Below are 10,469 nucleotides of genomic sequence, written 5' to 3' on the forward strand. Positions count from 1 at the left end.
GGCTCAGGGCGCCTCGCACCACGAGCCCCACTGCCCGTAACGGCCGCGGCTCACGGCGCCGCAGCTCCCGCACTCCCCGGCTCCGCGACCCCGGCGGCTGAGGGGGCAGCGGCGTCTGGGGAGGCCGCCTCCACACCCGCCGACGGTTCCGCGGCCCCCGCTCCGGCGGAGGCCGCCGTCACCTCGTCCTCCCCGGGTCTTCGCGACGCGGACGCGACGGGCGGAGTGGCCTCGACCAGCGGCAGCGGATCGGCCGGTGACAGCTGCGGGTCGTCGACGGGGAAGGTCCGCACCCGGCCCGGCTCGGAGTACGGCGTCTCGAACCGCACCGTGACCCGCCCGAGGCCGCTGCCCTGCACCCACCCGTGCCCGAGCTCCGCGTGCCGCACATCGTGCCCCGAGGGCCAGCGGCGCTCGACGGGGCCCGGCCGGTGCTCCTCGGCGGGCTCGTCACCCGGCTCCTCCGCCAGCTCCTCGACCCGCTGCCCCGCGGCCTGCGCGAACAGGTCCTCCTGCGTGTAGTCGGCGAGCCCGCTGACGCCGACCCCGAGCAGCCGCACACCGCCCGTGGTGTCCACCGAGTCCAGCAGCCGGGCCGCGGCCTCCCGCACGACCGCCGGGTCGTCCGTGGGCCCGCGCAGGGTCTCCGAGCGGGTCAGCGTGGAGAAGTCGTACCGCCGCACCTTGAGCACGATGGTCCGGCCGGACAGCCCGGACCCCCGTAGCCGCCGCACGCACCGGTCGGCCAGCCGCCCCACCTCCACGCCGACCCGCACCCGGTCGTGGATGTCCACGTCGTAGGTGTCCTCGACCGACACCGACTTGGTCTCCCGCTCGGCCACCACGGACCGCTCGTCGCGCGCCAGCGCCATCGCGTACAGGGCGTGCCCGTGCGCCTTGCCGAGCAGCCGTACCAGCTCGTCCTCGCCCGCCTCGGCGAGCTCCTCGACCGTGGTGATCCCGGCCCTGCGCAGATGGTCGCCCGTCGCCGGTCCCACCCCGGGAAGGATGCGGACGGACTTCGGCCCGAGCATGGCCCGCTCGGTCCCGGGATCGATGAGCACCATCCCGTCCGGCTTGGCCTCCTCCGAGGCGATCTTGGCGAGCATCTTGGACGCGGCGAGCCCCACCGACCCGGTGAGGCCGGTGACGGCCCGGATGTCCGCGCGCAGCTTCGCTCCCGCCAGCCGCGCCGACTCCGCGTCCCAGGCCGTCCCGCCGGCCTCCAGATCGACGAAGGCCTCGTCCAGGCTCAGCGGCTCCACCAGCGGCGACAGGGCCCGCAGCAGCCGCATCACCTGCTCGCTGATCGACCGGTACAGCTCGAAGCGCGGGACGAGGTAGGCGGCGTTGGGCGCGAGCCGCCGGGCCTGGCCCATGGGCATCGCCGAGTGGACACCGAAGACCCGCGCCTCGTAGGAGGCGGTGGCGACCACTCCCCGCGGTCCGAGCCCGCCGACGACGACGGCCTTCCCCCGCAGGCTCGGCTTGGACGCCTGCTCCACCGAGGCGAAGAAGGCATCCATGTCGAGATGCAGGATCGTGGGCGCGGTTCTCACATCTCCGATGCTGCCCTACGCCACTGACAATGCGCCGCCTGTGCCCCACGACCTCCGGACGGTGTTCAGACCGCCCGGTTGCGGCGCCGCGCCAGTTCGTCCGCGGGATTGGGCCCGACCAGGGTCTCGCCCGTGTCGACGCGCTCCCCGTGCAGCTGGGACAGCGCGCTCTCGACGTCCCGCCACACCACGCCGACGGCGATCCCGAAGATGCCCTGGCCGCCCTGGAGCAGGGCGTGGACCTCGTCGGACGAGGTGCATTCGTAGACCGTGGCGCCGTCGCTCATCAGCGTCATGCGCTCCAGGTCGCGGAAGCCGCGTTCCCTGAGGTGCTGGACGGCGGTGCGGATGTTCTGCAACGACACCCCGGTGTCGAGGAACCGCTTGACGATCTTCAGCACGACCACGTCGCGGAAGCTGTAGAGCCGCTGGGTGCCGGACCCGTGGGCGGGCCGCACGCTGGGCTCGACGAGACCCGTGCGGGCCCAGTAGTCGAGCTGCCGGTAGGTGATGCCCGCGGCGGCGCAGGCCGTCGGCCCGCGGTAGCCGATCTGCTCGGACGCCATGGACGTCGCCCCTCCGCTGCTCGGCACGGCCGCCGGCCGCTGCGGAGCGTGATCGGCCGCGCTGCCGGGCTGGGGATACCCCCCGCTCGAGCGGAGCCGAGAGCCCGGGGAAGGGTACGAGCCGCCCACCCCGAGGCCGCGACCGGGGCCACCCCCAGCCGTACCGTCGCCGCTCATTCTCACGCCGACCTCCGTCCTTGACCTGCCTCCTCGACGGTAGGCAGTCACCAACGGTGCGTCAACGATCGCCACACTCGGCACGCCGAGTGATAATCACCCTAAGAGTGGTTTCGCGTGCCCTGTCGCGGGGAAAGGCTAGCCGAATGCCCTCGTACGGCCGGCCGTACGACGGCGACTCCCGTCGCTCCCGTCCCCGGCTCGTGCGTGACTACTGGTTGCTGGTGCCGAAGTCCTCCGGCGAGATCTGGTCGAGGAACTCGCGGAACTTCTCCACCTCGTCCTCCTGCTCGTCCGGAATGGCGATGCCCGCGTCGTCGAGCACCGTGTCGCTGCCGTAGATCGGTGTTCCGGTGCGCAGCGCCAGCGCTATGGCGTCGGACGGCCGCGCGCTCACCTCGACGCCGCTGGCGAAGACCAGCTCGGCGTAGAAGACCCCGTCACGCAGATCCGTGATGCGTACTTCCGTGAGCTCCTGGCCGACGGCTTCCAGCACGTCCTTGAACAGGTCGTGGGTCAGCGGCCGCGCAGGGGCCATGCCCTGCTGGGCGAAGGCGATCGCCGTCGCCTCCCCCGGCCCGATCCAGATGGGGAGGTAGCGGTCGCCTCCCACTTCGCGCAGCAGCACGATCGGTTGGTTGGAGGGCATCTCGACCCGGACACCTACGACATCGAGCTCGTTCACACAGCAACCCTAGGCCGTGCCCGGGACGTTTGGGTAGTCGGGCCGGGAACGGGTGGGCGATCCGGGTCCCCGGCGGCCCCGTTTCAGGGCAGCCGCACCCCGAGGGCGGTCTGCACCAGCGCCGCGTGCAGCTTCACCGCCAGTCCGGCCAGCTCCTTGGTGCGGGCCTCGGCGTGTGCCCTGGTCTGCGGGTTGCGGTGGCGCCTGAGCGGGGCCACCACCTGGTCCACCAGCCCGGCCTCCCGGTCGGCGGCGGCCTTCATCAGCCGCAGATGCCGCGGTTCGATGCCGAACCGCCCCAGCTCGACCACGAGTGAGGCGACGGTGACCGCCTCGGCGTCGTACACGCCGTCGGCCAGTGGAGCGACGAGCCCGTACGACTCCCACTCCGTCAGCTCCTGCTCGCCGATACCGGCGGCGGCGAGCAGCTCGTCCCGTCCGATCCGGGCGGCCGTGGGTCCCTCGTCGGGCTCCGGCACGGCTTCCCCGTCGCGCTGCCGGCCCACGCTCGGCAGGCGCACCGCCTCACCGCGCTCCATGGCGTCCAGATGCTCGCGGATCACCTTGAGCGGCAGATAGTGGTCCCTCTGCATGCGCAAGACGTGACCGAGGCGCTCGACGTCGTTCGCACTGAACTTGCGGTACCCCGCCGGGGTACGCCGCGGCTCGACCAGGCCCTCCGACTCCAGGAAGCGGATCTTGGAGATGGTGATGTCGGGGAACTCGTCGCGCAGCGTGTTCAGCACCGAGCCGATGCTCATCAGCCCACTGTCCGTGGCGGCGGTGCCGGACACGGCACCGCCGCTCGGTGTTCGAAGCATGGACCTTCCCTGGGACTCTTCCCCGGATCGAGTCCGGGGACGGTCAGTAGCCCCGCTGGCTCGCGTAGAACACCAGCCGGTACTTGCCGATCTGCACCTCGTCGCCGTTCGACAGCGCGACCTGGTCGATCCGCTCGCGGTTGACGTACGTGCCGTTCAGGCTGCCGACGTCGGCCACCGTGAACGAGCCGTCCTGACCGCGGCGGAACTCCACGTGCCGGCGCGAGACCGTCACGTCGTCCAGGAAGATGTCGCTCTGCGGGTGACGCCCGGCCGTGGTCAGCTCGCCGTCCAGCAGGAAGCGGCTGCCGGAGTTCGGGCCACGGCGCACCACCAGGAGCGCCGAACCCAGCGGCAGCGCGTCCACGGCCGCCTGCGCCTCGGGGGAGAGCGCCGGCACCGCCGTCTGGCCGGTCATCTCGGCGTCGTACGCCTCCAGGCCGGAGATGGAGATCGTCGAGGTCGTCTCGGACGCACGCTCCGGAACCGCACCGGGGCGCAGGGGGGCGCCGCAGTTGGAGCAGAAGCGGCTGTTCTCCGCGTTGCGGTTGCCGCACCTCGTACACACCAGGGCCGACATGGACGGATCCTCCTGCCGGGGCTGCCCCGCCGGGGCGTTCGACCCGTACGGGCCGGGCTGGAACCCTTCACCCGTACCTGAGGCTGAGGGTTGGCCGAAACCTATGCCGCCGGACTGCGCAGGGTCAACAGACGGCGCGCCCTGACCACCGGAAATGTCACCGCCCGGACCAGCCACCTGGTCCCGGAACATCGGGCGCGGGCCCTCTGCGTCAGGCTGGGCGCGATGGCGAGCGGTCGCGTTGTCGCTGCCCTCTCGCGCGCTCTTGCCGAACAACTTCGCAAACAACTTCACGGGCGATTCCCCTTGACCGAAACAGACCCGCCCGTGGGGCAGGACGAACCCTGACTGAACCTACTGGCCGACCCGGACACCTTCACAACGTCCGCCTCCACCAGACAGTTTCCACCACGCACCACCCAATCGGTGCGCCGACCCCCCGCAACCTCATGCCCTCGCCGGACGGCCCCCATGCACCGCCGGTTCACTGGGAGGACGACCGAGCGTAGTCAGGCCGCTTCGCCGCTCGCAAGGCGTCCACGACGATCTTGCTCGACCGCTCAACAGTAACGGTGGCCTGTTCCTTCTCCAGAGTCTGCACCACGCCCCCAGGGATGTTGAGCGCCGGTTCGAGGTCCTGCGGCTTGCCGATGACCTGGAAACGATAGGGCGCGTTGATCTTGTTCCCGTCGACGCTGACGCTCTTGTCGGAGTCGGCGAGATAGGTGCCCGCGACGACCCGGACGCCGTTCACCTGGATCGCCTCCGCCCCCGCCGCGCGCAGTTCCTGGATCGCGTCGAGCAGCATGTCCGCCTCGACCGTTCCCTTCGTGTCCTCGATCGTCATCGTGATGCCCGGCCCCTGCGCGGCCACCGTGCCCGCCAGGATGCCGAGTTGCCGCTCCTTCTCCAGCGTCTGCTTGCGGGCCTCCTCCGCCTGGTCGGAGCTGTTCTCCAGCTCGTCCCGCTGCTTCTCGAGGCCCTGCTTCTCGTCTTCTAGACGCTGAGTGCGGTCGTCCAGTTCATCGAGGATGCGGACGAGATCTTCCTGCCGGGCGCCGCGCAGCGCGCTGTCGCTGTCGCTGTTCGACGCGACCTGGACCGCGAGCCCGAATCCGAGGCCGAACAGCAGCAGCGCGACGATGAGTTGTGCCCGGGTGACGCGCGGTGGCCACAGCCCCTTCGCCAGCCGCTGCCGGCCGGTGAGCCCGGTCCGCGTCCGCTCCTCCCGCGACGCGTCCTCGGCGGGCGCTTCCGCTGCCGAGGAGTCGGTGGCCGGAGAGTCGGTGGCCGGGGAGTCCACCGGCGGCACCTCCTCGGGGAGTTCCCTGCGCAGCCTGTTCGCGGGCTGCTCTTCGTGGTCGCTCATCGGCCTCACGCCCGGAAGACGTGCCGGCGGATCGCCGCGGCGTTGGAGAAGATGCGGATGCCGAGGACGACCACGACACCGGTGGACAGCTGGGCGCCCACGCCCAGCTTGTCGCCGAGGAACACGATCAGCGCGGCCACGACCACGTTCGACAGGAACGACACCACGAAGACCTTGTCGTCGAAGATGCCGTCGAGCATGGCCCGCAGCCCGCCGAAGACAGCGTCGAGCGCCGCCACGACGGCGATCGGCAGATAAGGCTCGACGGCCGCCGGCACCTCGGGCCGGACCAAGAGGCCGGCCACGACTCCCACGACGAGGCCCAGTACGGCGATCACGATGTGCCCTTCTCGGATATCGGTTGTGCGGTTCGTACGATCACACTCGGCGCGGCCGGAAGCCGGAGCTCGTCCTGCGTGGAGATCGCGGTCCGGATGCCGTAGCCCTCTTGCAGGGCATTCAGATACAGCCCGTCCGCGCTGTCCTGGAACCTGCTGCTGAGCTGCTTGCCGTCCCCCACCGCGAGCACCGTGTACGGCGGCACCAGCGGCCTGTTGTCGACCAGTATCGCGTCCCCCGCGGCACGGATCGCCGACAGCGCGGTCAGCCGCTGCCCGTTGACGGAGACCGCCTCGGCCCCCGACTCCCACAGCCCGTTGACCACGCGCTGCATGTCCCGGTCCCGTACCCGGCCGGTGTCGGAGAACCCGGAGGTGCCGCGCGGCTGCCCGTCGCTGCCGGAGCCGACGTCCTTGGCGTCGTCCACCACGAGCTTCACGCCGGGGCCGTGCACCTCGACGGCGCCGGACAGGACGCCCATGAGGTCGGCCCGGTCGCCGTCGCCGCTCTTGTCCAGCGCCTCGCGCTGCCGCGCGCTCACCTCGTCGCGCAGTGCGTCGACGTTCTCCTCAAGCTTGTCGGCCGCCGAGGTCTCCCCCTCTATGCGGTCGATCAGCTCCTCGCGTTCCTTGGCGACGACGGGCGCCGCGACGCGGGCCTGCGCCGCTCCCACCGTGACGACCAGCGCGGCGAGCACCAGTCCCGCGGCCAGGGCGAGTTTGGCGCGGAGGGTGCGGGGCATACCACCGGCGCCCTCGGCCTTCTTCCGCGCGGCGGCCTCGGCGTAACCGTCGTCGAGACTGTGGTCCATCACGTTGGTGAGCAACGACATGGACGCGTCCGGGCGTGCGGGCCGCGTGGATGTGCTCCGAACGGGGGGTTGCTGCGGCATGCCGCACATCGTCGCACGCCAGGGCCACTACCTCCGAATGGCCCCACCGGCGTGCCGGACAGGCCCCCTTGGGGACACTTGTCCGGCACGCACGCGTGCGGTGTGTTCTACCGGCCCGCGCTGTCCACCACCGCGGACCACTCGTCCAGCAGCGCCTGCGCGGAGGCGTCGTCGGGCCCCTCGGCCCACAGGTGGGTGACGGCCTCGGCCGGGTCGGGCAGCACCATCACCCAGCGCCCGTCGGTCTCCACCACGCGAACGCCGTCGGTGGTGTCCACGAAGCGGTCTCCGGCCGCCTCGACGACTCGCCGCATGACCAGGCCCTTGACGGCCCACGGGGTCGCCAGGTCCCGCTTGAGGACGTGCGCCCGCGGGATCCGCGCGTCGATCTGGCTGAGGGTGAGCTGCGTCCGCGCCACCAGACCGATGAGCCGCACGAACGCCGCCGTGCCGTCGTAGACGCTGCTGAACTCGGGGACGATGAAGCCGCCCTTGCCGTCACCGCCGAAGATCGCGCCTTCCTCACCGCCGACCCGCGTGAGGTCGTCCGGCGAGGTCGTCGTCCACTCGACCTGGGTGCCGTGGTACGCCGCCACCTGCTCGGCGATCCGGGTGGTCGTCACCGGCAGCGCGACCCGGCCGCTGCGCCGCTCGGCGGCGATGAGGTCGAGCATGACCAGCAGTGCCCGGTCGTCCTCGATGATGCGGCCCTTCTCGTCGACGAGCGACAGCCGCTCACCGACGGGGTCGAAGCGCACGCCGAACGCGGCCCGCGACGACGCCACGATCTCTCCGAGGCGCACCAGACCGGACCGCCGCATGTCCGCGGACTCGGTCGGCCTGGACTCGTCGAGACCGGGGTTGATGGTCAGCGAGTCGACGCCGAGCTTGCCGAGCAGGCTGGGCAGCACGAGGCCGGAGCTGCCGTTGGAGGCGTCCACGACGACCTTCAGCCCGGACTCGGCGATCCCGGTGGTGTCGACGTTGCGCAGCAGCGACCCGGTGTACGAGTCGAAGACGCTGGACGGGAAGTGCAGGTCGCCGATCTCGCCGGGGAACGCACGCCGGTACTCCTGCCGCGCGAACACCCGGTCCAGCTTCCGCTGACTGCCCTGGGAGAGGTCGGCCCCCTGCCCGTCGAAGAACATGATGTCCACGGAGTCCGGCACGCCGGGCGTGGTCCGGATCATGATGCCGCCGGCGCTGCCGCGCGCGGTCTGCTGCCGTGCCACGGGCAGCGGTACGTTCTCCAGGTCGCGTACGTCGATGGCGCTGGCCTGAAGTGCGGAGATCACCGCCCGCTTCAGCGCACGGGCACCGCGGGAGTGGTCGCGGGCCGTGGTGACGGTGGAGCCCTTCTTCAGCGTGGTCGCGTAGGCGCCGGCCAGCCGTACGGCCAGCTCCGGCGTGATCTCCACGTTGAGGATGCCGGACACTCCGCGGGCGCCGAAGAGGTGGGCCTGTCCTCTCGACTCCCAGATGACGGAGGTGTTGACGAAGGCACCGGCCTCGATCGTCTTGAACGGGTACACCCGCACATTGCCCTGGACGATCGATTCTTCACCGACGAGGCACTCGTCGCCGATGACGGCACCGTCCTCGATCCGCGCGGCGCGCATGATGTCGGTGTTCTTGCCGACGACGCAGCCTCGCAGATTGCTGTGCGGCCCGACGTACACGTTGTCGTGGACGACGGCCTTGTGCAGGAAGGCGCCGCTCTTGACGACGACGTTGGACCCGACGACCGTGTGTTCACGGATCTCGGCGCCGGCTTCGACCTTGGCGTAGTCGCCGATGTAGAGCGGTCCGCGCAGCACGGCGTCGGGGTGCACCTCGGCGCCCTCCGCCACCCATACGCCGGGGGAGATCTCGAATCCGTCGATGTCGACGTCGACCTTGCCCTCGAGGACGTCGGCCTGGGCCTTGACGTAGCTCTCGTGCGTGCCGACGTCCTCCCAGTAGCCTTCGGCGACATAGCCGTAGACCGGCTTGCCTTCCTTCATCAGCTGCGGGAAGACGTCGCCCGACCAGTCGACGGGCACATCCGGGTCGACGTAGTCGAAGACTTCGGGCTCCATGACGTAGATGCCCGTGTTCACGGTGTCCGAGAAGACCTGGCCCCAGGTCGGCTTCTCCAGGAAGCGCTCGACCTTGCCCTCTTCGTCGACGATGGTGATGCCGAATTCCAGGGGGTTGGGCACGCGTGTCAGACACACGGTGACGAGCGCGCCCTTTTCCTTGTGGAAGTTGATCAGGTCGGTGAGGTCGAAGTCGGTCAGGGCATCGCCGGAAATGACGAGGAAGGCATCGTCCTTCAACGCCTCCTCGGCGTTCTTCACGCTTCCGGCGGTACCGAGTGGCTTCTCCTCATTGGCATAGGTGAGCTCCATTCCGAGCTCTTCACCGTCACCGAAGTAGTTCTTGACCAGGGAGGCCAGGAACTGCACGGTGACGACGGTCTCGTTGAGCCCATGCCTTTTGAGCAGCCGCAGAACGTGCTCCATGATCGGCCGGTTGGCCACCGGCAGGAGCGGCTTGGGCATGCTCGAGGTCATCGGGCGAAGGCGGGTGCCTTCGCCTCCGGCCATCACGACGGCCTTCATGTCGGAAGCGTCCTCCTCTAAGAGACGACGGTTAAGCCGACTTCACCCGTCCAGGGTCGCGCACTTTTGCAGCGCGGGCCATCCGGCCGGAGCGGCCGGGCAAAGGGCGAGTTCAATCGGTCATGGTGTCCGCACGGACCAAGCGGCGGACCTGAACCACGTAGAGAACACCTGCCCACCAGTAGAGGGTTGTACCCCATCCGGCGAACGCCCATCCGAAAACTGCGGCGAGTGACGCGATCCATCCGCTGCCATCGCTGAGCAGCAGCAGGGGGAAGGCGTACATGAGGTTGAACGTGGCGGCCTTGCCCAGGAAGTTCACCTGCGGCGGCGGATAGCCGTGGCGGCGGAGGATGCCCACCATCACCAGCAGCACGGCTTCACGGGCCAGCAGTACAAGGGTCAACCAGAGCGGCAGGATCTCCCGCCAGGTGAGGCCGACGAGAGTCGACAGAATGTAGAGCCGGTCGGCCGCGGGGTCCAGGAGCCGGCCGAGGCTGCTGATCTGGTTCCAACGCCGCGCGAGCTTTCCGTCCAGGTAGTCACTGACTCCGCTCAGGGCCAGCACCAACAGCGCCCAGCCGTCGCTCTGCGGTCCGCCGAACTCGGGCCGCAGGATCAGCCACAGGAAGAGGGGCACGCCGGCGAGGCGCGCCATGCTGAGGATGTTCGGGATGGTGAGGACCCGGTCAGTCTGCACGCGGGTCTCCTGGACCTCCACGCGGGGGCCTCCTGATTGAAACGAGCCGATGATGCTCCCCGACCCTACCTCAACGCAAAAAAGCTCTGGCTCTTGGGCTGCGTGCCCAAGAGCCAGAGCTCTAAAAGGAGTTCGGCGGCGTCCTACTCTCCCACAGGGTCCCCCCTGCAGTACCATC

10 protein-coding genes are annotated in these 10,469 nt (G+C 70.1%); all 10 read right to left on the reverse strand.

Going from position 1 to position 10,469, the window contains the following annotated elements; all coding sequences use genetic code 11:
- Positions 1-50: 50 nt before the first annotated feature.
- On the reverse strand, positions 51-1,559 hold the full coding sequence (locus tag GTW67_RS34090; RefSeq protein ID WP_346010811.1) for a DNA polymerase IV: 1,509 nt from the start codon (positions 1,557-1,559) through the stop codon (positions 51-53).
- A 65-nt stretch (positions 1,560-1,624) separates the two neighbouring features.
- Complete coding sequence (locus GTW67_RS34095) at positions 1,625-2,308, reverse strand: MerR family transcriptional regulator (RefSeq protein ID WP_346010812.1); 684 nt, start codon at positions 2,306-2,308, stop codon at positions 1,625-1,627.
- A gap of 205 nt (positions 2,309-2,513) precedes the next feature.
- Positions 2,514-2,987, reverse strand: coding sequence for a bifunctional nuclease family protein (locus GTW67_RS34100; protein ID WP_030189411.1), 474 nt, complete (start codon positions 2,985-2,987; stop codon positions 2,514-2,516).
- An 83-nt stretch (positions 2,988-3,070) separates the two neighbouring features.
- Entirely contained in the window at positions 3,071-3,808 is a 738-nt protein-coding gene (gene ftsR, locus GTW67_RS34105) for a transcriptional regulator FtsR (protein ID WP_161168597.1), read from the reverse strand.
- 43 nt (positions 3,809-3,851) lie between these two features.
- Positions 3,852-4,388 (reverse strand): FHA domain-containing protein, encoded by a 537-nt coding sequence (locus GTW67_RS38280; protein ID WP_272920557.1) that lies wholly within the window; start codon positions 4,386-4,388, stop codon positions 3,852-3,854.
- Positions 4,389-4,872: 484 nt separating this feature from the next.
- The gene (locus tag GTW67_RS34115; RefSeq protein WP_161168599.1) at positions 4,873-5,757 is read right to left on the reverse strand and encodes a DUF881 domain-containing protein; all 885 of its coding nucleotides are present in this window, start codon (positions 5,755-5,757) and stop codon (positions 4,873-4,875) included.
- Positions 5,758-5,762: 5 nt separating this feature from the next.
- Entirely contained in the window at positions 5,763-6,095 is a 333-nt protein-coding gene (locus GTW67_RS34120) for a small basic family protein (protein ID WP_003977440.1), read from the reverse strand.
- A complete protein-coding gene (locus tag GTW67_RS34125) occupies positions 6,092-6,928 on the reverse strand; it encodes a DUF881 domain-containing protein (protein WP_161168600.1) in 837 nt (278 codons plus the stop codon). The genes GTW67_RS34120 and GTW67_RS34125 overlap by 4 nt, the downstream gene beginning before the upstream one ends.
- A gap of 167 nt (positions 6,929-7,095) precedes the next feature.
- Positions 7,096-9,591 (reverse strand): mannose-1-phosphate guanyltransferase, encoded by a 2,496-nt coding sequence (locus GTW67_RS38285; RefSeq protein ID WP_161168601.1) that lies wholly within the window; start codon positions 9,589-9,591, stop codon positions 7,096-7,098.
- 112 nt (positions 9,592-9,703) lie between these two features.
- Complete coding sequence (gene clsA, locus GTW67_RS34135) at positions 9,704-10,312, reverse strand: cardiolipin synthase ClsA (protein ID WP_161168602.1); 609 nt, start codon at positions 10,310-10,312, stop codon at positions 9,704-9,706.
- Positions 10,313-10,469 lie beyond the last annotated feature (157 nt).

The sequence above is a fragment of the Streptomyces sp. SID5910 genome, assembly GCF_009862125.1.
Lineage (GTDB): Bacteria > Actinomycetota > Actinomycetes > Streptomycetales > Streptomycetaceae > Streptomyces.